The 21,850-nt window shown below is 60.0% G+C and carries 22 protein-coding genes and 1 pseudogene; 8 read left to right on the top strand and 15 right to left on the bottom strand.

The genetic code is table 11. From position 1 onward, the window contains the following. The first annotated feature begins 15 nt into the window (after positions 1-15). Genes AC0L37_RS07945 through AC0L37_RS07955 form a run of 3 tightly spaced genes read left to right on the top strand, consistent with a single transcriptional unit; the run spans position 16 to position 3,150 of the window. Entirely contained in the window at positions 16-1,203 is a 1,188-nt protein-coding gene (locus tag AC0L37_RS07945) for an efflux RND transporter periplasmic adaptor subunit (protein WP_269368551.1), read from the top strand. Next, complete coding sequence (locus tag AC0L37_RS07950) at positions 1,203-1,949, top strand: ABC transporter ATP-binding protein (protein ID WP_473315017.1); 747 nt, start codon at positions 1,203-1,205, stop codon at positions 1,947-1,949. Before AC0L37_RS07945 ends, AC0L37_RS07950 begins: the two co-directional genes overlap by 1 nt. Beyond that, positions 1,939-3,150, top strand: a complete 1,212-nt coding sequence (locus tag AC0L37_RS07955) for an ABC transporter permease (RefSeq protein ID WP_282221505.1) — start codon at positions 1,939-1,941, stop codon at positions 3,148-3,150. The genes AC0L37_RS07950 and AC0L37_RS07955 overlap by 11 nt, the downstream gene beginning before the upstream one ends. A 51-nt stretch (positions 3,151-3,201) precedes the next feature. On the opposite strand, the gene ccoS is transcribed toward AC0L37_RS07955, so the two are convergent. The 8 genes from ccoS to ccoN are packed head-to-tail and all read right to left on the bottom strand — an operon-like array spanning position 3,202 to position 10,075. After that, positions 3,202-3,366 carry a cbb3-type cytochrome oxidase assembly protein CcoS gene (gene ccoS / locus AC0L37_RS07960; protein WP_282221504.1) on the bottom strand — a complete coding sequence of 55 codons (165 nt, stop codon included), beginning with the start codon at positions 3,364-3,366 and terminating at the stop codon, positions 3,202-3,204. Next, positions 3,363-5,624: a heavy metal translocating P-type ATPase gene (locus tag AC0L37_RS07965; RefSeq protein ID WP_282221503.1), complete on the bottom strand. Its 2,262-nt coding sequence runs from the start codon at positions 5,622-5,624 to the stop codon at positions 3,363-3,365. Before AC0L37_RS07965 ends, ccoS begins: the two co-directional genes overlap by 4 nt. Before the next feature lie 4 nt (positions 5,625-5,628). Then, positions 5,629-6,426, bottom strand: coding sequence for a DUF2189 domain-containing protein (locus AC0L37_RS07970; RefSeq protein WP_282221502.1), 798 nt, complete (start codon positions 6,424-6,426; stop codon positions 5,629-5,631). Between the two features lie 23 nt (positions 6,427-6,449). Next, positions 6,450-6,662 (bottom strand): hypothetical protein, encoded by a 213-nt coding sequence (locus AC0L37_RS07975; protein ID WP_269368547.1) that lies wholly within the window; start codon positions 6,660-6,662, stop codon positions 6,450-6,452. Further along, positions 6,659-7,540, bottom strand: coding sequence for a cytochrome-c oxidase, cbb3-type subunit III (ccoP, locus tag AC0L37_RS07980; RefSeq protein WP_282221501.1), 882 nt, complete (start codon positions 7,538-7,540; stop codon positions 6,659-6,661). The genes AC0L37_RS07975 and ccoP overlap by 4 nt, the downstream gene beginning before the upstream one ends. Next, on the bottom strand, positions 7,531-7,704 hold the full coding sequence (locus AC0L37_RS07985) for a cbb3-type cytochrome c oxidase subunit 3 (RefSeq protein WP_212657854.1): 174 nt from the start codon (positions 7,702-7,704) through the stop codon (positions 7,531-7,533). Before AC0L37_RS07985 ends, ccoP begins: the two co-directional genes overlap by 10 nt. Then, positions 7,705-8,436 (bottom strand): cytochrome-c oxidase, cbb3-type subunit II, encoded by a 732-nt coding sequence (ccoO, locus tag AC0L37_RS07990; RefSeq protein ID WP_212657855.1) that lies wholly within the window; start codon positions 8,434-8,436, stop codon positions 7,705-7,707. It abuts the gene before it with no gap. Positions 8,437-8,440: 4 nt separating this feature from the next. Further along, on the bottom strand, positions 8,441-10,075 hold the full coding sequence (gene ccoN, locus AC0L37_RS07995; protein ID WP_282221500.1) for a cytochrome-c oxidase, cbb3-type subunit I: 1,635 nt from the start codon (positions 10,073-10,075) through the stop codon (positions 8,441-8,443). Between the two features lie 237 nt (positions 10,076-10,312). On the opposite strand from ccoN, the gene AC0L37_RS08000 reads away from it, so the two are divergent. Further along, on the top strand, positions 10,313-10,798 hold the full coding sequence (locus AC0L37_RS08000; protein WP_282221499.1) for a DUF2249 domain-containing protein: 486 nt from the start codon (positions 10,313-10,315) through the stop codon (positions 10,796-10,798). A 6-nt stretch (positions 10,799-10,804) separates the two neighbouring features. On the opposite strand, the gene AC0L37_RS08005 is transcribed toward AC0L37_RS08000, so the two are convergent. From AC0L37_RS08005 to nirK, 4 genes are all read right to left on the bottom strand, one after another. After that, positions 10,805-12,019 carry an NnrS family protein gene (locus AC0L37_RS08005; RefSeq protein WP_473315025.1) on the bottom strand — a complete coding sequence of 405 codons (1,215 nt, stop codon included), beginning with the start codon at positions 12,017-12,019 and terminating at the stop codon, positions 10,805-10,807. 86 nt (positions 12,020-12,105) lie between these two features. Beyond that, positions 12,106-12,804, bottom strand: coding sequence for a Crp/Fnr family transcriptional regulator (locus AC0L37_RS08010; RefSeq protein ID WP_282221498.1), 699 nt, complete (start codon positions 12,802-12,804; stop codon positions 12,106-12,108). A 67-nt stretch (positions 12,805-12,871) separates the two neighbouring features. Continuing rightward, on the bottom strand, positions 12,872-13,762 hold the full coding sequence (locus AC0L37_RS08015) for an SUMF1/EgtB/PvdO family nonheme iron enzyme (RefSeq protein ID WP_282221497.1): 891 nt from the start codon (positions 13,760-13,762) through the stop codon (positions 12,872-12,874). A 69-nt stretch (positions 13,763-13,831) separates the two neighbouring features. Beyond that, entirely contained in the window at positions 13,832-14,956 is a 1,125-nt protein-coding gene (gene nirK / locus AC0L37_RS08020) for a copper-containing nitrite reductase (RefSeq protein WP_282221496.1), read from the bottom strand. A 219-nt stretch (positions 14,957-15,175) separates the two neighbouring features. Here nirK and AC0L37_RS08025 point away from each other — a divergent pair, with 219 nt between their 5' ends. Further along, entirely contained in the window at positions 15,176-15,622 is a 447-nt protein-coding gene (locus AC0L37_RS08025) for a pseudoazurin (RefSeq protein ID WP_282221495.1), read from the top strand. 106 nt (positions 15,623-15,728) lie between these two features. On the opposite strand, the gene AC0L37_RS08030 is transcribed toward AC0L37_RS08025, so the two are convergent. The 3 genes and pseudogenes from AC0L37_RS08030 to ltnD all read right to left on the bottom strand — a co-directional run bounded on the left by AC0L37_RS08030 (position 15,729) and on the right by ltnD (position 18,360). Continuing rightward, positions 15,729-16,616 carry an NAD-dependent epimerase/dehydratase family protein gene (locus tag AC0L37_RS08030; protein WP_282221494.1) on the bottom strand — a complete coding sequence of 296 codons (888 nt, stop codon included), beginning with the start codon at positions 16,614-16,616 and terminating at the stop codon, positions 15,729-15,731. A gap of 50 nt (positions 16,617-16,666) precedes the next feature. Further along, entirely contained in the window at positions 16,667-17,440 is a 774-nt protein-coding gene (gene otnI, locus AC0L37_RS08035) for a 2-oxo-tetronate isomerase (RefSeq protein ID WP_282221493.1), read from the bottom strand. Between the two features lie 3 nt (positions 17,441-17,443). Next, a pseudogene (gene ltnD / locus AC0L37_RS08040) lies at positions 17,444-18,360 on the bottom strand (L-threonate dehydrogenase). 127 nt (positions 18,361-18,487) lie between these two features. Here ltnD and AC0L37_RS08045 point away from each other — a divergent pair. From AC0L37_RS08045 to AC0L37_RS08055, 3 genes are read left to right on the top strand one after another with little or no spacing between them, the layout of a single operon-like run. Then, positions 18,488-19,540 carry a LacI family DNA-binding transcriptional regulator gene (locus tag AC0L37_RS08045; protein WP_269368539.1) on the top strand — a complete coding sequence of 351 codons (1,053 nt, stop codon included), beginning with the start codon at positions 18,488-18,490 and terminating at the stop codon, positions 19,538-19,540. Between the two features lie 7 nt (positions 19,541-19,547). Further along, positions 19,548-20,828 (top strand): 3-oxo-tetronate kinase, encoded by a 1,281-nt coding sequence (otnK, locus tag AC0L37_RS08050; protein ID WP_282221491.1) that lies wholly within the window; start codon positions 19,548-19,550, stop codon positions 20,826-20,828. 56 nt (positions 20,829-20,884) lie between these two features. After that, positions 20,885-21,796: an NAD(P)-dependent oxidoreductase gene (locus tag AC0L37_RS08055; RefSeq protein WP_282221490.1), complete on the top strand. Its 912-nt coding sequence runs from the start codon at positions 20,885-20,887 to the stop codon at positions 21,794-21,796. Positions 21,797-21,850 lie beyond the last annotated feature (54 nt).

The following is a 21,850-nucleotide window of genomic DNA, read 5'->3' on the forward strand; positions in this document are numbered from 1 at the left end:
TTCGGGAGTTGTCGAGTGCCAACCAAAACCGCTGAGATCGAATCCATACTGCGTCAGGCCAAGCCGCAACACAGATGGGTCTGGCCGACCGTGATTGTGGTTGGGCTGGCTGCGGTTGCTGGCGGGGCATGGATTTGGTGGCAGGGCGCAGTTGGCGAGAGCGCGCCGTCATATGTGACGCAGGTCATCGATAGTGGCGACGTGACTGTCACGGTCACTGCCACCGGTTCGGTGGAGCCCACAAACACGGTGCAGATATCGACAGAATTGTCTGGCACGGTTCGATCGGTCAATTTTGACTTCAACGACATCGTCAAATCCGGCGATGTGCTGGCCCAGCTTGATACGGCAACCCTTGAGGCCAACCTTACCCGTGCACGGGCCAATGTTGACGCTGCACAGGCCCGGGTGGCCGAAGCCCGGGCAACGCTTGATGAGACCGATCAGGCCTATGAACGCTCGCTGCAACTGGCCGACAAGGGCGTAGCGTCCGATCAGGTGCTGCTGAGCGCCAAATCCAATTTCGCCCGTGCAACTGCTGCACTGCAAAGTGCGGCTGCCAATGTCGCGATTGCGCAGGCCGACCTGGCGCTTAACGAAGCCAACCTGACCAAAGCCTGCATCTGCGCTCCCATTGACGGGATCATTCTTGATCGCAATGTCGAAGTTGGCCAGATTTTGGCAGCGTCTTTCTCCGCCCCAACACTGTTCACGCTGGCCGAAGACCTCTCGCGCATGCAGTTGCAGGTCGACATCGACGAGGCCGATATTGGGCTGGTGTCCGAAGGCGATCGGGCCAGCTTTACGGTCGAGGCATTTCAGAACATGTCGTTCCCGGCCGAGATTGCCGAACTGCGCTTTGCGCCACTGACCGTCAACGGCGTGGTGACCTACAAGGCCATTCTAGCTGTCGACAATTCTGATCTCCTATTGCGCCCCGGCATGACGGCAACGGCCTCTATCATTGTGGCGGAGTCCGCAGGTGTGTTGCGGGTGCCCAATGCGGCATTGCGGTTCACCCCAGACACACCAATAACACCACCTTTGGAGCCAGCAGGGCAGCGAACGGTGTGGGTTCTGCGCGGTGATCAAGCGGTGCCCGTTCTTATGCAGCCCGGCAGTAGTGATGGCAGCTTTACGGTCGTTCTGGATGGCGAGCTTGGCATTGGCGATCGGGTGATCGTTGATGCGGGCCCGGCCTGATGCCTGCCCCCACTGAGATGCCGCACGCCCCGGACGTGGCTGAGACCCTTATTGAACTGCGCGGGATCACCAAGGTCTTTGGCACTGGTGAGGCCGAGGTGCATGCCTTGCGCGGCATTGATCTGACCATTGCTCGGGGGGAGTTTGCCGCCATTATGGGCCCAAGCGGCTCGGGCAAGTCGACAGCCATGAACATAATCGGTTGCCTCGATAGCCCAAGCGCGGGCAGCTATCTGTTCGGTGGCGTTGACGTCGGCTGTATCGGACGCAATCAGAGTGCGCTGCTGCGGCGCAATTTCCTCGGATTTGTGTTCCAGGGCTATAATCTGTTGGCGCGCACGTCAGCCCTCGACAATGTGGAACTGCCGCTCATCTATCAGGGTATTGCTGCAGGCCAGCGACGACGCATGGCGCTCGAAGCGCTGGCAAGGGTCGGTTTGAGCGGGCGCGAACATCACGACCCATCGCAGTTGTCTGGCGGTCAGCAGCAAAGAGTGGCCATAGCGCGCGCCATAGTCAGCCGGCCCGATGTGGTGCTGGCGGACGAACCGACCGGCAATCTTGATACGGCAATGGCGGGCGACATCATGGAGTTGCTGGTCGCGCTCAATCGAGACGAAGGAATCACCATTGTCATGGTGACCCACGAGCCGGACATGGCGGCGTACGCCGATCGGCTAATTAGCTTTCGCGACGGTCGTATCGAGTCCGATGTGGTGACCAAGGGGCGTCTCAATGATACTTGAAACCGGTCGATTGGCCATTCAGGCGATCTTTCGCAATGCCCTGCGCTCATCGCTTACCGTGCTGGGCGTGGTGATTGGTGTGGCGGCGGTCATTGCCATGGTGACACTGGGGCAGGGCACCACCGCCAGGGTCGCCACAGAAGTCGCCCAGCTGGGCAGCAATCTGTTGATGGTCATGCCGGGTCAAGAGGCCGGTGGGCCCGCCTCCGGCGGCGGTAGCGCGGCCAGCTTCACCATTCGCGATGTGGACGCGGTTGCTGATCAAATTCCGGGCGCACTGACAGCCGCTCCCTTTGCCTCACGCACGATGACACTGGTTTTTGGAGCGCAAAATCACAGCTCTGCGGTGACGGGTACCGATAACCGCTATTTCATCGCCCGCGACTGGCCCATTGAATACGGACGGGATTTCTATGAAAGCGAGCTGCAGGCCGGTAGTGCCGCATGCGTCATTGGCGACACGACCCGCAGCCTGTTCTTTGGAACAGGTGACCCGATCGGGGAGACTATTCGCGTCGGCCAGATTTCCTGCCGGATCATTGGCGTGCTCGTGTCACGTGGCAGTTCGAGCTTCGGCTCTGATCAGGATGATATCGTCATCATGCCGCTGCGCACCTTTCAGCGCCGCATTGCCGGCAATGCCGACGTGAACATGATCTATGTCGCGGTGCGGGAGGGGTTCTCGACCGCCAAGGTCATTCGCGACATTGAGCTACTGATGCGCGAGCGTCGTCAGATCGCCACGGGCGAAGAAGACGACTTTAATGTTTTCGACATGGAGCAGGTCGCTTCCATGCTATCGACCGTGACTGGCATTTTGACGGGTCTTCTGGCCGCGGTGGCCGGCGTCAGTCTTCTGGTGGGCGGTATCGGCATCATGAACATCATGCTGGTTTCGGTGACCGAGCGCACCAAGGAGATCGGCATTCGACTGGCGATTGGCGCCTCAGAGCGCCAGATCTTGATGCAGTTCCTCGTCGAGGCGATCGTGTTGTCGCTGTTCGGTGGCATTATTGGCATTGGTCTGGGCCTGGCTCTGGCGGCCATTGCCGGCAGTTTTCTCGATGTGCCGTTCATCATCGACCCGCTCGTGGTGTTTGGCGCCTTTGCTTTCTCTGCAGCCATTGGTGTGATCTTTGGATATTTCCCGGCCCGACAGGCTGCGCGTCTCAACCCCATAGAAGCACTCCGTCGGGAATGAGGTCGCCCTGAAAGCGCGCCGCCTAACGTTGCTGCAGCGGGTGGGCGCGGATTACTTAGGTGGGTCCTGACGGGGCTCATCGTCCTCGTAGAGAATACGTTGGGCGGCGCCGTCGAGGTCGTCATATTGGCCATCGCGCAAGGTCCACAGGAAGATTGCCAGACCGGCAGCCCCCAGTACGATCGAAACGGGTATGAGAAAGAAGAAATCGCTCATGTCAGTGCTGACGCAGGACGGCTCGACACGATGGGCGGCCGCTTGAACTGCGGGTAACCGCGCCAGCCAAGACGCAGCGCGTTCAGTACCACCACGATCGACGAAAGCGACATGGCGATTGCGGCGAGGAAGGGGGTGACCAGACCGGCCAGAGCGACGGGCAGGGCGACCACGTTGTAGAGAACCGAAAGCGCCAGATTCTGTTGCACCAGCTTGCCCGCGTCACGGGCAATCGCCAGTGCCAGTGGGATGGCGCTGAGATCATCATGCAGGAAGACGAAATCCGCCGCACTACGTCCGACATCGGCAGCACTGGACGGTGCCATTGAGGCGTGAGCCGCAGTGAGAGCTGGGGCATCATTGAGGCCGTCGCCCACCATCAGTACCCTGCGTCCCTGCGCAGCCAGCGCTGCAATAATTTGGGTCTTGCCGCCGGGCAGTATATCGCTGGCGAAGCGGGGAATGCCCAGCGCTGTGGCGACGCTTGCCACTGGCGCCGTGCGGTCGCCCGAAACGATCTCAAGCTGCAGGCCCCGACCCTGCAATGCAGCGACGGCATCTATGGCCCGCGGGCGAAGGGTCTCGGTGAAATTGAAGTTGTGCACGGCAAAACCATTGCAGCTCAGGACTGTACCGCTGATCTCTGTGTTGTCCGCTATGGCCCATTCGGCGCGACCGAGGCGAAAGGTGTCGCCATTCAAGGTGCCTTTGATGCCCGAGCCGGGGTGCTCGGTCACATTGTCAAAGACAATGCCGGACGATACCTTTTTGCCGGCCTGGGCGATTGCCTGAGAGAAAGGATGCCGGGAATAGCTGGCCAGGGCTGCGGCGCGGCCAAGTAGAGCTGGTTCGATATGTGCCGGATCCTGCAATTGGGGCGTGCCCAGGGTCAGGGTGCCGGTCTTGTCGAAAATGATGGTGTCGATTTCCGCCAGCCGTTCAAGGGCCGAGCCATCCTTGACCATGATGCCAGCATCGAACAGGCGGCGGGCGGCCACGACCTGCACCATGGGCACGGCCAGACCGAGCGCGCAGGGGCAGGTGATGATCAGCACGGCAATGGCCACAGTAACAGCGTTATGCAGATCGCCATTGATGACCATCCAACCCACAAAAGCAGCCAATGCCGCAAGGTGCACCACGGGCGAGTAGAATTCGGCTGCGCGGTCAGCAATGCGCCGATAGCGGTTGCGCCCGCTCTCGGCGGCTTCCATCAGTCGGACCATCTGCGCGAGCGTGGAATCCTGTTCGGCGGCTTGGGCCCGAAGGGTGAGGGGGCCGGTCAGATTGAGCGTTCCCGCTTCAAGCAGGAGGCCTTCCGATGCGGCGACAGGCAGGCTTTCCCCATTGATCAGGCTGCGGTCGAGGTCCGAGCGACCGCTCAGGACGACAGCATCGACGGGGACGCGTTCGCCTGCGGCCAGCAGGATGGTCATGCCGGGGATGATCTCGCGCAGAGGCAGGTATTCGCGGTTGCCGTCTTGAGTGAGGACCAACGCGCCGCGCGGCGCCAGCTTGATCAGGCCCTTGACCGCATTGCGAGCGCGCTCGCGCATGACGTGATCAAGCGTGCGGCCAATAAGCAGGAAGAAGATCAGCGAGACCGCGGCGTCGTAATAGACCTGATCGCCCTGAAAGATGGTGTCATAAAAGCTCAGGGCGAACGCCAAGGTGATGCCGATGGTGATGGGCACGTCCATATTGGTGCGGCCATGTCGAACAGCGTTCCAAGCCGAGACATAGAAGATACGGCCTGAATAGAGCATGGCAGGCAGGGCCAGAGCCGCGCAGATCCAGTGCAGCACGTCGCGGGTAGCATCATCGGCGCCAGCCCAGACCGAACCGGATAGCATCATGATGTTCATCGAAACAAAGGCTGATACCGCCAAAGCGCGCAACAGGCCAGGCAGGGTGCGGTCTGCCTGCTCTTCCTGGGTTTCAAACAGATTAGCGGGGTACCCCAAATCGGCCAGTGTCCTGACCATGGGTGGTGGTGCGGCGGTATCGCGCCAGCGCACGGCCACGCGTTTGGTCGACAGGTTGACCCGGGCCGAGACGATGCCCTCGATGCCGCTCAGGGCTTTTTCGATGCTGCGAATGCAGCCGCCACAATGGATCGAGGGCACGGACAAATCGGTCTGGCGCAGGCCATCGCCGATATCGCGACTGGCCAGGCGCAGTTCGTTATCGCCCGGGCCAGGCTGAGTGGGTCCCGCGACAGCCTCGATGAACTCTGGCGGCGGCAGGCAACACGTCATGTTTTTAGTCCCGCACGGCTGCGTAAGCGTGCCAGGTGGCATGGCCCAGCAGTGGGAAGATGATTATCAAGCCAATCAGGGCGGTGCCAAGGCCAACGGCCGTCAGTGCGAGCACGATTGCGCCCCACAGCAGCGCTGCAGGCAGGTTGTTCCAGACAAAGGACATGGACAGGCCCATCGCCGAGAAGGCGTCCAGACGCCGGTCCAGCATCATGGGGATGGAAAAGGCGCTGATCGCAAATGCAAAGGCAGCAAAAAGGCCGCCGATTGCCGTACCGACCAGCAGCATGGCAATGCCGGTAGGGGTGGTGAACAGCGTGTTGATGATCTGGTCAAAGCCGGGGAACGGGCGCACGCCGAAAAACAGGGCATAGAGGAGCACTGCGGCGCGCACCCAGATCAACATCAGCATGAGCAAAATAGTGCCGACATAGAGCAGGTGCGTTCCGCCACCGCGGCGGGGGAAGACCATTGCCCAGAAGGAGACCTTTTCGCCGGCTTCAATACGGCGGCTTTTTTCATAGAGCCCTGTCGCGAGCAGTGGCCCGACCACGAGAAATCCAGCCAGGGCAGGAAACAGGATCTGGGCCCAGCCAAAGTTGACCATGGCGCCAATCACCAGCAGGGAGAGCAGCGCGATACCAAGGCCATAGAGCAGGCTGGGAAGGGGCTGTGTCCACAGATCACGCCAGCCCAGAGAGAGCCATTTAAGGGCGTCGGTCGCGGGTAGATGGCGATTATGATCGACGGCCTTGGGCAGCGCCGGGACGGTATCGGGAATGGGGAGCAGTGTCTTGGCCATGATGCGATCCGATATTGGCTGTCTCAGCAAGCTGACTTGGCGGCGCGATAAGTGCCGTTTTCACCAGCGTCCTGAAGATGGGTGATGCAGTCGGGCTGCGAGGAAAAAGCCACGTAGACCAGGTGCGCATTGGCGGCCAGCAGGACGCCGATGAGCACAAAGGCCACGGCCACCATCATGCGGCGTGTGTCGCTCGGACGAGTGTCGACGCCCTTTAGGTGACCGGGCACAGTCATTGCGCGTTGGCCCGCAGATCGAGGACATAAAGCGTCAGCAGCTTGATGTCGGCGGGCGTCAGGCGCCCCTCCCAGGATGGCATGACGCCTGCGCGGCCGGCAAAGACCGAGTGGCGGATGGCAGCGCGGTCGCTACCATATATCCAGAAAGCGTCTGTCAGATTGGGGGCCCCGGTATCAGTGAGGCCCTTGGCCGTCTCGCCATGACAGGCGGCACAATTTTCAGCAAAAATGGTCGCGCCCGTTGCCAGGAGTTCTGGATCGGTTGCCGCTGCCAGATCGGGCTGTGACAAGGCCTGCACATAGGTCACGACCGTGTTGATGTCTTCGCTTTCGAGCATCTGGTCGCGTCCAAACGCCAGCATCTGGGCATAGCGCGTGTCGTCGCTGGAGCCATTGATGCCCACGCGAATGGTTTCGGCGATGATCTCTGGATCGTCGCCCCACATGGTGGGGGCCTGGGTCAGATTGGGGAAGCCGGGATTGCCAGTTGCGCTGGTGCCGTGACAGGCGGCGCAGTTGTCGCCAAACAGCGTATTGCCCGTCTCGCGTACAATGGTCATCAGGGCTGGATCAGCCTGAATTGCAGCATAGTCCCCAGACACAATTCGATCCGTCCAGGTTGCCCTGTCCATTTGTGCCTGCTGCACCACCTCGGCTACTTCTGCCTTCTGGTCAACGCCCAGAAGGCCGCGGAAATAGCCATTTATGCCAGGCCAGCTAGGATTGAGGATGGTCCAGATGACAGCAAAACAGACCGCGATCGTCAGAACGATATAGAGAATTTTGGGAACGGGTGTGTTGAGTTCCTTGATGCCATTCCATTCATGCCCGGTGGTCATCTGCCCCGAGATCTTGTCGCGTTCACCTACCGCCATGGCCGGTCCTCCTCTTCAAGGATCGGCATTTTGGCAGCTTCATCAAACCCCTTCTTGTTGGACGGCCAATAGGTCCACACCAGTGCAATAATGCTCAGGGCGACGAGGTAAAACAGGCCGAACGACTTGGAAAAGCCGACGATTGTCTCGTGATCGAAGGGCATCTATTCGGCCTCCGCCTGGTTGGGTTGGTGAGCGGCATTGGTCAGGTTGCCGAGGATCTGGAGATAGGCCACCAGCGCATCCATTTCGGTGAGACGTTCGGGAACGCCATCAAAAGTGCGAACATTGGTGGCGTCGCCATAGCGTTCAAAAACGCCATCGCCTTCTGGCGTATCGGGATTGGCCTGTCCAAAAGCGTCCAGGCTGGCGTTGACGATCTGTTCGTCGCTATAGGGTACCCCCACGGTACGTAGCGCGGTCAGGTGTTCACCCAGATCGTCGGTGCGCAACGAGTTGCGCAGCAGCCAGCGATAAGCCGGCATCTTGGATTCAGGCACCACGTCACGTGGGTTGTTCAGATGAAGGGTCTGCCAGTCATCTGAGTACTTGTTGCCCACGCGGGCAAGGTCAGGACCTGTACGCTTGGAGCCCCAGAGCATGGGATGGTCGTAGCTGCTCTCCACGGCCAGCGAATAAGGTCCGTAGCGTTCCACTTCATCGCGCAGGGTTCGGATCATCTGGCTGTGGCAGGCATAGCAGCCTTCGCGGATGTAGATGTTGCGCCCCGCCACTTCGAGCGGTGTGTAGACGCGCATGTCGGGCGCCTCTTCGACGGTCTCGTCGATAGAAAACAGGGGGGCGATCTCGATCAGGCCGCCAATCGATGCGACGATGACGATGAAAACAACAAGCCCAATGGCGCTGCGTTCTAGATTGTAGTGAAGGCCGAACATCAGGCTATTCTCCGGCTTGCAGTGCAGGGGTTTCGAGATCGATGGTGTCGGCCTCCGTCGCGGGCATGCGGATTGTCATGACCACGTTGTAGAGCGCGACCAGGGCGCCAAGCAGAAACAGCAGGCCACCGAAAGCACGCGCGATATAGTAGGGGTGCATCTCCACCAGGCTGTCGATGAACGAGTAGCTCAGCGTACCGCTCTCGGTGTAGGTGCGCCACATCAGGCCCTGGATGACGCCCGAGTTCCACATCGCGAAGACGTAGATAACCGTGCCCGACAGGGCGAGCCAGAAATGCACTTCGACCAGCTTGTTGGAGTACAGGCTCGGTTTCTTCCACATTGATGGCACCAGGGCATAGAGCGAGCCGAAGGTGATCATCGCGACCCAGCCGAGCGCGCCAGCGTGAACGTGGCCAATGGTCCAATCGGTATAGTGCGAGAGTGAGTTCACCGCACGAATGGCCATGAACGAGCCTTCGAAAGTGGTAATGCCGTAAAAGATGGCCGCCAGCGCCATGAAGCGCAGAACAGCGTCATCGCGCACCTTGTGCCAAGCGCCGTTCAGCGTGAGCAGGGCGTTACCGGCGGAAGCCCAGGATGGGACCAGCAATACCAGCGAGAAGGCCATGCCCAGCGTCTGCACCCAATGGGGCAGGGCTGTGTAGTGCAGGTGGTGCGAACCAGCCCACATATACATGAAGGTGATGCCCCAGAAGCTGATGATCGACATGCGATAGGAAAAGATGGGCCGGCCGGCCCGCTTGGGCAGATAGTAGTACATCATGCCCAGAAAGCCGGCAGTGAGGAAGAAGGCCACGGCGTTATGGCCATACCACCACTGGGTCATGGCGTCCTGAACGCCGGAGAACAGCGAGTAGGATTTGGCACTGCCAAACGAGACCGGTACAGCCAGATTGTTGACGATATGCAGAATGGCCACGACCAGAATGAAGGCCATGTAATACCAGTTTGCCACATAGATATGGGGCTCCTTGCGGCGGGCCAGTGTGCGCATATAGATCAGGAAATAGACGACCCAGACGACAACCAGCCAGATATCGGCGTACCATTCGGGCTCGGCATATTCCTTGGACTGCGTAAGGCCCATGAGATAGCCGCTGGCAGCGATCACGCAGAACAGATTATAGCCGAGCAGCACAAACCAGGGACTGATCTGATCGGGCAGGCGAGCACGGGTGGTGCGCTGCAACACATGAAATGAGGTGGCGATCAGGGCATTGCCGCCAAAGCCGAAAATGACGCCGCTGGTATGGACCGGACGCAGGCGGCCAAAGCTGGCCCAGGCTGCGTCGAATGTCATGTCTGGCCAAGCCAGCAGGGACGCGACCCAGAAGCCTACGCCCATGCCCACAACGCCCCACAACAGGGTCAGGATGATACCGACGCGCGTTGGTGCGTCGTAATACTCATTGAGACGGTCACCGCTGGGTTCGGGCGCGTCCTTGCCGCTCATCACGATAAAGAACCCAATTAGCCCAGCTGCCATTACGATCCACCCGTGGATGCCAATCAGGTCGTCACGACCTGCCACTGCCATTGCCAGCCCGACAATGCCCAGCCCTCCCAGGATGAGCATTGCCCAGAGCCGTTCGGCTCGTGTCAGATCTGCAATCATTATTGTTGTGCCCCAACGTCGGATACAGGCAAGTTTGCCCAGTTAGGTCCAACCCCTAGCGAAAAAAATACGGGCGTCTTTGATCTGGCGCAAAGACGGCGTCCTTCATGGGGAGTGAGCGTCGAATACATGTGGCGTTGCACGGACTTATTTGCGCGCCGACAAAGTTGCCCGTTCAGCCTGCGGTTAGCTTAAGGCCGAGGGAGAGCCGCCAAATCTGGATGAGGAGGATACGCTGTGGATGATCTTGAGCTCGATGTGCGCCCGATTCTTGCCAGTGGCGGAGAGCCGTTCGGCGCCATAATGAGTGCAGTAAATCAGTTGATCGGTGGCCAGAAACTCAAGCTGATTGCGGGGTTTCGACCCGACCCCTTGTTCAAGGTTATGGCTGAAAAGGGCTTTTCGGCGACCAGCACGCCGCTGGACAGTGGCGACTGGCAGGTCGTGTTCACGCCGATGCCGGTTTCAAATCCTGCCAGACCCGAAACCTGGCCTAATCCCATGGATTATCTGGACTGCAGTGGTTTGGAACTCGTCCCGGCGCAGCAGAGCGTTGAGGTCGCACTGGCTTTACGTAGCGAGGGCGACGTGTTGTTCGCACTGTTCTCCGAAGAACCGCTGGCGCTGTATGCGCGGTTGAAATCGAACGGGCACGCCTGGGTGGGGGATTTTGACGATACCGGAGAGGCGTATCGTTTGATGATACGCTGTGGACATGGCTGAGCGGGTTCAGCCACGCTCGCGTCGTTGCCGCGACAGCACAGGGCCATATTCGAAGACGTAAAGCCCGAAGGCGAAGATCCAGCCCATACCAGCGACTGTGAGCAGTTCCATGTGTGCGGCTGGCCAAAAACTGGTCATTGGACGTGAAACTGCTGCGATCAGTAGTGCGGCATAGCTTACGATCGTGGTTGGCGACGCTGCCAGCGGCAAGCCGGTATGCCCCCGTGTTGCGCGGGTCATAATAGCCAATGTCATAACCCCAATAACCCCGACCGTGAAAACATGAAGTGCTGCGACGGGCTCAAACCAGCCGAGTTGGGCCAAGGCAATCAAGCCAAAGCCGAACGGTACGAAACCGTAGCCAAGATGCAGAATCAGTACGAGCTTTTCGTCCCAGACCTGCCAGCCGCGCCAACGCAACAGCCGTGCCAGATGTAACAGTGCCGCTGCGCCGCACGCCAGCGCGGACCACATCGTTTCCGGCATCAGGACCCATAGTGTCAATGCTGCCAGACTCACCAGCAAGACCAGGGCATCAAAGCGGTTATAGGAGACGGGCAGGCGGTCAACATGGTGTTTGGACAGCCAGTTCCGGGTGAAGCTGGGAACAACCCGCCCACCCATGATCGATACCAGCATCACATAGGCGCTGACCGCCAGACGGTTGGCCAGGCCAACGTCGCCACCGGTGGCAATCAGCGTGTGGAAGCCGATATTGGCCAGCGCCAAGGCCGCGATGCCGCCGAGAATTTTGAGATCCTTCCACTTTTTTCCGGCAATGATCTCGCGCGCACAGATCGCCAGCAACATGGGGAGGAAGCTGGCTTCAATCAGCAGCGATGGCAGCAGTCCCAGGGCATCGGGCGCCAGCATGGTGAGGCGACCTGCGCACCACAGGGCGAACAGAAACGCCAGCGGCGTGCCAGATACCGGCAGGCGAGCGGTCCAGTTGGGCACGGCGGTGAGCAAAAATCCGGCCAGCGCCGCTGAGCTGTATCCAAACAGCATTTCATGGGCATGCCAGTAAGCGCCGCCATAGCTGCCGCCAATTTCCCAGCTCGCTATCAGAGCGCCGATCCAAAGGGCCATGGCGGCAATCGCCCAGATGCCAGCCGCCAGAAAGAAGGGTCGGAATCCGTAGGAGAATAGCACTGGACCGGTGCGGGCAATGCCGCGGGGAATCGGTTGGCGTTTGCTTGCCGACGGATTGCTGCCTGCCATATTAAATCTCCATCGAACCAATTGGCTCAACAGGCGTCTAGTGGCTCAGCGCACCGGCGTCATTGCGATGGCGCAATCAGCGCTGTTTAGTCGGTGCTGCCTTCGGCCAAAAGACGCAGTGCCGTGGCGTCGCGGACCAGCAGCTTCTGTCGTCCACCCTGGACCAGCCCCTTGGTTTCCCATGCGCTCAGAATTCGGGACACGGTGTGCAGGGTGGTGCCGGTCATCTCAGCGATGTCCTGGCGGGAGATGGGGAAGTCAATACGGATGCCGGCACTCTCGATCTTGCCGGCCTGTTTGATCAATCGAAGCACGGCGTGTGCGACGCGGCGTTCGACTTCTTCGGTCGCCATTTCGCGAATACGCGTATGGGCTTCCTGCAGGCGCTCGCCGATGGTCCGCATGGCGTTGACCGCCAGATGCGGGTTCTTTTCGACGAAGAGATCCCACACCTCCGTTGGCCAGCAGATAACCACGCTTTCAGCCGCTGCTGTGGGTGTGCCGGGATAATCCTGCCGTTGCAGGGCCTTGGCAAAGCCGAAGATATCGCCGGGGTGAACAACCCGGACGATGATCTGCTGCCCGTCGGCGGTGACCTGGGTCACCTTGAGGCGTCCGTGCAGCAGCAGGAAAAAGTGTGTTGCGGCAGCGCCCTGTTCGAAGACTGCTTCGCCAATGGCAAACCGGTGGAGTGAGGCTTGCGCCAGCAGGTCGTCAAGCTCGCTGTCGCTGAGCTTGTTGAACAGTGGCAGGGCGCGCACCAAACTTCGGTCTATTCCGGCCAAGATCACCGTCCCATCGTGTCGTTGGCTTTGCCTATCACGATTGACGGCTTTGGGGAGTACAGCGAAATCAGATGTGCAGCATGGTCCGCAGTTGCTCGGTCCAGCTGGGACGGCGCACGAGGCGGAAGCCGAAGTTGGCAGGCGGGGTGCCAACCGAGCATCCACCGCTCTTGGCGTCGCGCACAAATACACTCATTGGTGCACGGTGCTGGCCATCCAATACGCGGATTGAGCAGGCCGGCGTCTCAGTCAGGATAATGCCGGCCGCATCGATTTGCACACGGCGGTGGCAGGTCTGGGTCCATTCCCACACATTGCCAGCGATGTCGGCAACGCCGTGTTCGTTCGTGCCAAAGCTACCCAGCGGCAGTGGCATACGGCCGCTGGCGGTTTTCCGTTTGGCTTCCAGTTCATAATCAGCCAGCCAGCGCAGTGCTGGATTGGCGCTGTCGTCGACGCCGAGGGCCTCGTCGGGCCGGTTAGCACCGGCCGCGAATGCCCATTCCCGATCCGTCGGGAGGGTCCAGGTCTGACCGGTCTGGCGAGACAACCATGCCGCATAGCGGATAGCGTCCTCATAGTTGACACCCGTCACCGGGATATCGCCTTGACCGACATTTTGCGGTGCCGCCGGCGCACAAGCGCCCTGGGTGACGCAACGTGCGTAATCGGCATCGCTGACCTGGAACTGCATGATGGTGAGGGGCGCGGGCAAGCGGGTTTTCAGCAGTGGCGCGTCAATCGCGTTGCCCTCGCGGACAAAGCTGCCGTCAGGGCGATAGATGAAATCTGCCGGGGCTAGCGTAGCGATCGCCGGACCAGCCATGGCAGCAGATCGGCCAGTCATATCTGGCAGGTTCAGTTGCAGGCCTATCAGCACCACGCCGACGAGTAGCAACCCTGCGGGCAATGCCATGGAATTGGCGATGGCGGTCAAGGGGCGGGGCAGGGCGAGCATTGTGGCGCTCCAGGTGGGGGTGTGATGCGGCACACCAATGGCGCCGCACCCATGTTTGGGTATTTCAGATCAGATTGGGCTGGGGGCCATGACACCGGTCATCAGGTCGTCATCCCATTCGCCGGTCACCTTGAAGTGGCCTGCAGCGCCCAGTTCGAACGCCTCGATCAGGTTGTGGTTGACGTAGGCGTAGATGCCGGGTTGCAGGAAGGTGTAGAGGGCGACGCCCGCAGCACCGCCAGCGACGAACCAGGTCTCGAGGCCGACGTCAGGCTGATTGCCGAACTTGCCACCGGGCCAGACAAAGTCGCCGTGGCCACCAATCAGGTGCGGGCGGGTGTCTCGGTTGGCCTGGGAATGGACCACGAGTACGCGTTCACCCACAGCGGCCGTCATGGCATTCTCGCCCGTCAGCGCGCCGACCTTGCCATTAAACACAACATGGCTGGGTTTAAGTGTGCGCATCACCTCAAGAGTGTCAGCATAACCGTCACCAATGCTCTCGTAGGTGATGTAATTGCCGTCTGTGTCCTTGGGGACATAGAAGTCCTGCTCGCCGACATAGTAGACGCGGTCGTAGCCAAGGGCATTGCCCTTGCCGTCATTCAGGCCCTCGCGTGGCAGCACCATGATGGCGCCGTTCATGCCGGCGGTGACATGCCAGGGGACCATGCCGGAAGGCGCGCAATGGTAGACGAAGGCGCCGGTCTTGGTCGCCTTGAAGCGCAACACAGCCTTTTCGCCAGGGTTTACCTCGGTCAGTTGGGCGCCGCCCAGCGCGCCCGTGGCGGCGTGGAAGTCGATATTGTGCGCCATCAGATTGGTGTCGGGATTGATCAGCGTCAGTTCGACGTAATCACCTTCGTGAACAACCATTAGCGGCCCTGGAACCGTGCCATTGAACGTCATCGCCCAGATGGTGGTGCCATCTTCATCGACTTCGTGCACTTTTTCTTCGATCACCATGGTGAATTCGACGATCTTGGGACCGCCTGTAGCCACCTGTTCATGCGTATGCACGAAGGGTGGTGCCACCAGCTCGACCTTTACCCGTTCCAGCGTGGACACATCAACGACCGGCGCCATTGCTGCTTCAGCGGTCGCAGGCAATACTGTGGCAAGCTGAACTGCGGCGCCTATTGCTGTGGCGCCAACAAGTAGATTGCGGCGCGAAATCCCATTATTGCTTGTCATGATACTTTCCTTAATTCCGGGCTCGGCCTGTCAGTGCCGGTACGGTTTCGGGATAGGCCCAATAACATTGCCTCTCTTTGATCAAGCGCAAATTAAGATCATATTTTCGGCCGCGGAATTTTTATAATTATTTGATTTGGGACAAAGATAGACGAAGGGCTTGCGCCTAGAAGGTCGCCAACGGGACCGCTCTGGCCCCATTTCTCAAGGAGACCGAAGATGAGCAATGTCCTCAAAGCCCTGATCGCAGCCGCCGCAATTGCCGGCTTCGCGGTTGTGCCAGCCATCGCTGCCGATTTCGAGATGCATATGCTCAACAAGGGGGATGCTGGCGCAATGGTATTTGAACCTGCTTTTGTTCAGATCCAGCCCGGCGATACCGTGACATTTGTACCCACTGACAAGGGGCACAACGCCGAAACTATCAAGGACATGATCCCTGAGGGTGCAGAGACCTTCAAGAGCAAGATCAATGAGACCCTTACCGTCACTTTTGATGTTGCCGGTGCCTATGGCATCAAGTGCACACCACACTACGCAATGGGCATGGTCGGTATGATCATGGTCGGTGACGACCTGGCCAATCTGGACGCCGTCAAGGCCGTCAAGGTTCCCAGGAAGGTTGGGGAACGCTTCGATGCCGTTTATGCCGAACTTGGCCTGTAGGCCACACCGCATCAACACAAAGCCCGCAGGGTCACCTGCGGGCTTTTTTGTCTCCGGCTAGCCCGTCACCGGCCGCAGCGATCTCGGTACTATCAGACCAACGAAGCTAGACGTATTGGCGCCAGTTATGCTGTTCCTTGAAGCCGAGGACGTCACGGATCTTGCGATTGGAGATCGGTGCTTCTGTTGTACCCATCGGCCGGGTAACCGGGGTATTTGGTGCCCATTTGGCAAGGAACTCTGCGGTCGGCTGATCAGCCGTGATCTCGTCGTTCACCGCATTGAATACCTGATAGCCGAGGCCATCCTTTTTCACGCAGAGATCAACGATCTGGCCCAGATCACGGGCATCGATATAGCTCCAGGCATTGCGTTTGCGCGAAGCCGGGTTGGCGATGAAGTCGGGGAACATAGCGTATTCATGTGGCTCGATCACATTGCCGATACGCAGGGCATAGATGTCGATACCGCTGCGCATGGCGAAGGCGCGTGCCGTCTTTTCATTGACCACCTTGGACAGGCCGTAGCTGTCCATTGGATCGCTGTCATAATCTTCCTCAAGCGGGAAGCTGTGATAGTCCTTGTCGCCCTCGGCAAAGCACACCCCATAGGTGGTCTCGCTGGATGCGATGATGACCTTCCTGATCCCCAGCTTTACCGCCGCTTCGATGACGTTATAGGTCGAGATAACGTTGGCACTGAAGGTGGTGTTGTCCGGGCGTAGCAGCACGCGCGGCACCGCTGCAAAGTGGACGAGGGCGTCAACTGGTGCTGGGCCGGCGCCGGTGGTGAAGCCATCGAAATCAAAGTGCATCGAGAATGCGTTGAAGGCCTGTCCACTCTCAGTCAGGTCTGCGGTCAACGTGTTTACGCCGGGATGGTCCAGCGGCACCAGATCGACGTTGAGAACGCTGTGGCCCTGATCGAGCAGGTAGGGCACGACATGGCGCCCGGCCTTGCCGCTGCCGCCGGTGAAGACAATTCGCTTGCTCATGATTGCAGTCCTTCAGTGAGAGTTAGCGCGCCGACCAGATAGGGCTGGCGCTAAAATCCGAGGTTCTGGCGCCAGGCCAGGCCGGCGAGCGTGTCGCCCGCGGGGCGATATTCGAGGCCGACGAAACCGTCATAGCCACTGGCATCGAGGTGACGCAGGATGCGGCCGTCATCGAGCTCCCCGCTGCCTGGTTCGTGGCGGTCGGGAACGGCAGAAATTTGCACGTGCCCGATCATGCCGATCAATGCGTCGATGCTGCGGATGATGTCGCCGTGCAAGATCTGCCGGTGATAAATATCGTATTGCAGTTCGAGATTGGGCAGACCGAGTTCAGTGACGAGGTCGGCCGCAAAGCCAAAATCACTGAGAAAATATCCCGGCATGTCGCGCGCATTGATTGGCTCGATGACCATGGTCAAGCCATGCTCAGCCGCGCGCTGACAGGCATGCGTAGTGTTTTCGCGGTAGGTCGCGACCGCTTGAGGATCCGTCCTGTCGGCTAGCCCGCTCATCATGTGAAGGCGATGGGGGCGCAGGACGCTGGCATAGCGTAACGCGGCGCTTACCGATTGTTCGAAGTCGTTTCTACGCGCGGGCAGGGCCGCCATACCGCGGTCGCCAGCCTCCCAATCGCCTGGCGGCAGGTTGAAAAGGGCGAGTTGAAGACTATTGCGCTCCAGCTGTTCAGCAATCTGGTCTGGCTCATGGGCGTAGGGAAACAGGAACTCGACCGCTGAGAAACCAGCCGCCGCGGCTGCGGCGAAGCGGTCCAGAAACTCAAGTTCATTGAACATCATCGACAAATTGGCGGCGAGTTTGACCATTGCCTAGTGCTCCTTGGTCTGAGGAAGTTTGATGCCGGTTATCTGGGCGATGAGGCGGGCGGGCGATGCGTCATCATCGCGGCCCATGCCCGCAGCGGCGGTGGCCAGAAAGAGTTGCAGTGCGGAAGCGGCAATCGGCAGGGGAAATGTCTCCGTTCGTCCGATATCGCTGACGATGCCAAGATCCTTGGTGAAGATGTTAACGGCGCTTTTGGGTGCGTAGTCACCTTCGAGGATGTGTGGAACGCGGTTCTCGAACATCCACGAATTGCCAGCAGAGGCGGTGATAACCTCATAGACCTTGTCGATATCCAGGCCGAGTTTGCTGGCAAAGGTGATGGCTTCGCACGCGGCGGCGATGTGGACCCCCGCGAGCAGTTGGTTGACGATCTTGAAGGAGGCGCCGATGCCGGGCGCTTCGCCGAGTTCGTAGACCTTGCCAGCCATGGCATCGAGTGCGGGCCGCGCAACGGCGAACGCGTGCGGAGATCCCGATGCCATGAAGGTCAGTTCGCCCGTGCCGGCGCGCGCAGCGCCCCACTCATGGGGGCGTCGAGGTAGTGGATGTCGCGTTGACTGCATCGTTCTGCCAGGGCGCGAACCGCGTCAGGAGCCATGGTAGCGCAGGAAATCACCACGCCGCCCGGCACCATCGCCGGCACAATGCCGTTGTCGCCAAACAGCACTGCTTCGGTCTGCGCTGCGTTGACCACAACAACCACCGCGATTTGTGCGCCTTTGGCCGCATCGGCTGGACTGGTACAGGCCCGAGCGCCCAAGTCACCGAGTGCGGCGGTCGCCGATGCGGTAACGTCATAGCCACTCACCGTATGGCCAGATGCCAGCAGCGATTTGGCCATGCCAAGTCCCATGGACCCAAGTCCGATCATCGCCACAGCGAGGCTGGTTGTTTCTGTCATTGGAGGGCTCCGCGTGATTATGGTGCGCTGGAGTATTCGGTCGTTTCAGAGATTGCGATCCCCGGAAATGCCAATTATGTTAGCGCTGTCATGTTGCTTGATCATGGCTACTGTCGGATAGGAGTCAATGAAGTCAGATCAGCCCAAGTTGACGTCGTCGGTAGGCAAACGACTGGCGCAGCGGCGTCAGGGTGTCACGCTCGCGGACGTTGCGCGCATAGCAAAGGTCAGCGAAATCACGGTGTCGCGGGTTTTGCGGCGTCAAGGTGCCATTGCCGAGTCGACGCGTGAGCGGGTCTTGGATGCGGTTCAACATGTCGGCTATGTGCCCAACCGGCTGGCAGGAGGACTGGCATCTTCGGGATCGAAGCTGGTGGGCGTAATCGTGCCGTCGCTGACCAATATAGTGTTTCCCGAGGTGCTGGACGGTATTCGGTCGGCGCTGGCCGATACCGGGTTTCAGGCCGTTATCGGCGTGAGCGACTATGATTTGAACACCGAGGAAGAACTGGTGGCGTCCTTGTTGGCCTGGCGCCCCGAGGCGATGGTCATTGCTGGCGTCGAGCACACGCCCGTGGCGCGGGCCATGCTTGAGGGCAGCGGCGTGCGGATTGCCGAAATCATGGAAATTGACAGCCAGCCCATCGATCTGGCGGTTGGCCATTCGCATCGGCAGGCCGGCTATGACACGGGCCGGTATCTGATCGACAAGGGGTATCGCCGCTTTGGCTATGTCGGTCACGACTGGACAGCGGATCGGCGCGCGCAGCTTCGCCATGATGGCCTGGTCATGGCGCTCGCCGAGGCTGGCCTCGAGCTGATTGACCGATCTCTGCACGATGGACCGAGTTCGACAGCATCTGGCCGTAGCGTGCTGGCCGCACTTCTGTCGCGCCAGAGCGCGCTTGATGTCGTGGTATTTTCCAATGACGACATGGCCACGGGTGGCGTGTTTCACTGTCTGAGCGCGGGCATTGTTCCCAAGGTCGATCTTGGCCTGTTTGGCTTTAACGGCCTCGATATTGGCCAAGCGCTGCCCACACCGTTGTCGACACTGCGGTCAAACCGTTTTCTGACGGGCAGGACGGCGATCGAAATGCTGCTCAGGCAACGTGATCGACCTATGCAGCCGGAGATCATCGATACCGGCTACCAAATCCTTCCCGGCGCCACAGCTTGAGGGCCACATGACCAATTCCATCCTGCTCGGCGCGATTGCCGACGATCTGACCGGGGCCACCGATCTGTCGCTGATGCTGGCGCGCAACGGCATGAAGACCGTGCAGGTGATCGGTGTTCCTCAAGAGGGCGCTGATTTCGGTGATGCCGAGGCTGTCGTGGTGGCGTTGAAGTCTCGGACGATTCCGGCTGATCAGGCTGTTGCCATGGCGCTGGCGTCAGCTTTGGTGCTGCGTGCCGCTGGCACCGAACAGTTCCTGTTCAAATATTGCTCGACCTTCGATTCGACAGATGCGGGCAATATTGGCCCGGTCGCCGAAGCGCTGATGGAACTCCTCGATGTGCCCATTGCAATCGCTTGCCCGGCTTTTCCCGCGGCCGGGCGATCGGTTTACCAGGGGCACCTGTTTGTCGGATCGTCGCTGCTCTCGGACAGTGCGATGCGAGATCATCCTTTGACTCCCATGCGCGATCCCAATCTGGTGCGGGTGCTGCAAGCCCAGTGCGCGGCCCGCGTTGGACTTCTGCCACTCGATATCGTTTCGGCCGGGGCCGAGGTGATCAATGCGGTCCTGCACAAGGCGCAGCAAGCTGGCTTCCGTCTGATGATCGCCGATGCGGTTCGGGATGCAGACCTTCGGGGTCTCGGCAAGGCGCTGGCCGGAGCCAGGCTGATCACCGGTGGGTCTGGTATCGCCATGGGATTGCCTGAGAACTTCCGCTTGCAGGGGCGGATTGGTAGTGCGGCGGTACCAGAGAAAATGGCAGCCCCTGCTGGCAAGTCGGTCATTCTTGCGGGCTCCTGCTCGGAGGCAACGCGAGGGCAGGTAGACGAGGCGATCGCGGCTGGTCGCCCAGCCCTGAAGATCGTGCCAGCTGATGTGGCAGCTGGTAGCCAAACGGTTTCCGATGTCGCCAACTGGGTGCTGGCCAATACCGGTGCCGGGCCCGCGCTGGTTTACTCCAGCGACGAGCCTGATGCGGTGCGCGCGGTTCAGGATAAACTCGGCAAAGACGAGGCCGGGCTGCTGGTTGAGCATCTCTTGGCCAACCTTGCTGTCATTCTGCGCGATAACGGCTTTTCACGATTCATCGTGGCCGGGGGCGAGACTTCAGGCGCGGTTGTTGCCGCGCTGGGGGTGTCCAGCTTACGGATTGGTCCGGAGATCGCGCCAGGGGTGCCGTGGACCCGTAGCGTTGGTGGGCCCGATCTGGCGCTGGCGCTGAAGTCGGGCAATTTCGGCGCGCCTGACTTTTTTCAGACGGCCTGGGACTTGCTCCAGGACTGAGCTCTCAATTCAACGCGAACAATGGCGCTGCACAAGCAGCGGGAAAGGACAATCCAATGTCTGAGGAGACAATCGAGCGCGAGGCCGTGGGCTTTATCGGGCTAGGCATGATGGGGCACGGCATTGCCAAAAATATCGTCGAAAATGGCCATCCTTTGTCGGTCATCGCGCACCGCAATCGCAAGCCGGTCGAGGACCTTGTCGGGCGCGGCGCTGTTGAGGTGACCTCATTGGGTGAGTTGGCTAGGCAATCGAATGTGGTCTTCTTGTGTGTAACCGGTTCGCCGGAGGTTGAGGCTGCCGTGCGCGGGCCGGACGGACTGTTGAACAATCTGCGGCCTGGTTCGGTCGTGGTGGACTGTTCCAGTTCTGATCCGACATCGACTGCCATGCTCGCGGCAGAGTTGAAGGCCAAAGGGATCGATTTTGCTGATGCGCCGCTGAGCCGGACGCCGAAAGAGGCCTGGGAGGGTACGCTCGACACCATGGTGGGGGCGGATGATGCGGTGTTCGCTCGGTTGCAGCCAATCCTGGATACCTGGGCGGGCAAGATCGTGCATATCGGTGGGGTTGGTGACGGCCATCGAATGAAGCTGCTCAACAACTTCATTTCGCTTGGCTATGGAGCCATCTATGCCGAGGCTCTGGCACTTGCCGAGCGGGTGGGCATTTCGGCCGAGCGTGTTGATAGCGTGATCAGCGGGGGGCGCATGGATTGTGGCTTCTACCAGACCTTCATGCGCTACACGCTTGAGGGAGATCGCGATGCCCACAAGTTCAGCCTGGCCAATGCCTTCAAGGATTTACGTTATCTGGAATCGATGGCCAATGGGGCAGGTCTGGTCAACCCAGTGGGCAATGCAGTGAAGAATTCCTATGCCGCAGCCGTGGCAGCAGATGGTGCCGGCGACTACGTGCCCATGCTGCCCGCCTATATCGACAGGCTAAATGGCGGCAAGTCCAAATAGGGACGACCCGAAGCCCCCGATCGGGGCTTCGGTCAGCAAAGATGCTGGTCAGGG

Source organism: Devosia sp. J2-20 (genome assembly GCF_055808475.1).

Bases quoted from the DNA above. Each gene is read 5' to 3' on its own strand.
- AC0L37_RS07950 (WP_473315017.1), top strand. From the start codon at position 1,203: ATGCCTGCCCCCACTGAGATGCCGCACGCCCCGGACGTGGCTGAGACC.
- AC0L37_RS07955 (WP_282221505.1), top strand. From the start codon at position 1,939: ATGATACTTGAAACCGGTCGATTGGCCATTCAGGCGATCTTTCGCAAT.
- ccoS (WP_282221504.1), bottom strand. From the start codon at position 3,366: ATGAGCGATTTCTTCTTTCTCATACCCGTTTCGATCGTACTGGGGGCT.
- AC0L37_RS07965 (WP_282221503.1), bottom strand. From the start codon at position 5,624: ATGACGTGTTGCCTGCCGCCGCCAGAGTTCATCGAGGCTGTCGCGGGA.
- AC0L37_RS07970 (WP_282221502.1), bottom strand. From the start codon at position 6,426: ATGGCCAAGACACTGCTCCCCATTCCCGATACCGTCCCGGCGCTGCCC.
- AC0L37_RS07975 (WP_269368547.1), bottom strand. From the start codon at position 6,662: ATGACTGTGCCCGGTCACCTAAAGGGCGTCGACACTCGTCCGAGCGAC.
- ccoP (WP_282221501.1), bottom strand. From the start codon at position 7,540: ATGGCGGTAGGTGAACGCGACAAGATCTCGGGGCAGATGACCACCGGG.
- AC0L37_RS07985 (WP_212657854.1), bottom strand. From the start codon at position 7,704: ATGCCCTTCGATCACGAGACAATCGTCGGCTTTTCCAAGTCGTTCGGC.
- ccoO (WP_212657855.1), bottom strand. From the start codon at position 8,436: ATGTTCGGCCTTCACTACAATCTAGAACGCAGCGCCATTGGGCTTGTT.
- ccoN (WP_282221500.1), bottom strand. From the start codon at position 10,075: ATGATTGCAGATCTGACACGAGCCGAACGGCTCTGGGCAATGCTCATC.
- AC0L37_RS08005 (WP_473315025.1), bottom strand. From the start codon at position 12,019: ATGGCAGGCAGCAATCCGTCGGCAAGCAAACGCCAACCGATTCCCCGC.
- AC0L37_RS08015 (WP_282221497.1), bottom strand. From the start codon at position 13,762: ATGCTCGCCCTGCCCCGCCCCTTGACCGCCATCGCCAATTCCATGGCA.
- nirK (WP_282221496.1), bottom strand. From the start codon at position 14,956: ATGACAAGCAATAATGGGATTTCGCGCCGCAATCTACTTGTTGGCGCC.
- AC0L37_RS08025 (WP_282221495.1), top strand. From the start codon at position 15,176: ATGAGCAATGTCCTCAAAGCCCTGATCGCAGCCGCCGCAATTGCCGGC.
- AC0L37_RS08030 (WP_282221494.1), bottom strand. From the start codon at position 16,616: ATGAGCAAGCGAATTGTCTTCACCGGCGGCAGCGGCAAGGCCGGGCGC.
- otnI (WP_282221493.1), bottom strand. From the start codon at position 17,440: ATGGTCAAACTCGCCGCCAATTTGTCGATGATGTTCAATGAACTTGAG.
- AC0L37_RS08045 (WP_269368539.1), top strand. From the start codon at position 18,488: ATGAAGTCAGATCAGCCCAAGTTGACGTCGTCGGTAGGCAAACGACTG.
- otnK (WP_282221491.1), top strand. From the start codon at position 19,548: ATGACCAATTCCATCCTGCTCGGCGCGATTGCCGACGATCTGACCGGG.
- AC0L37_RS08055 (WP_282221490.1), top strand. From the start codon at position 20,885: ATGTCTGAGGAGACAATCGAGCGCGAGGCCGTGGGCTTTATCGGGCTA.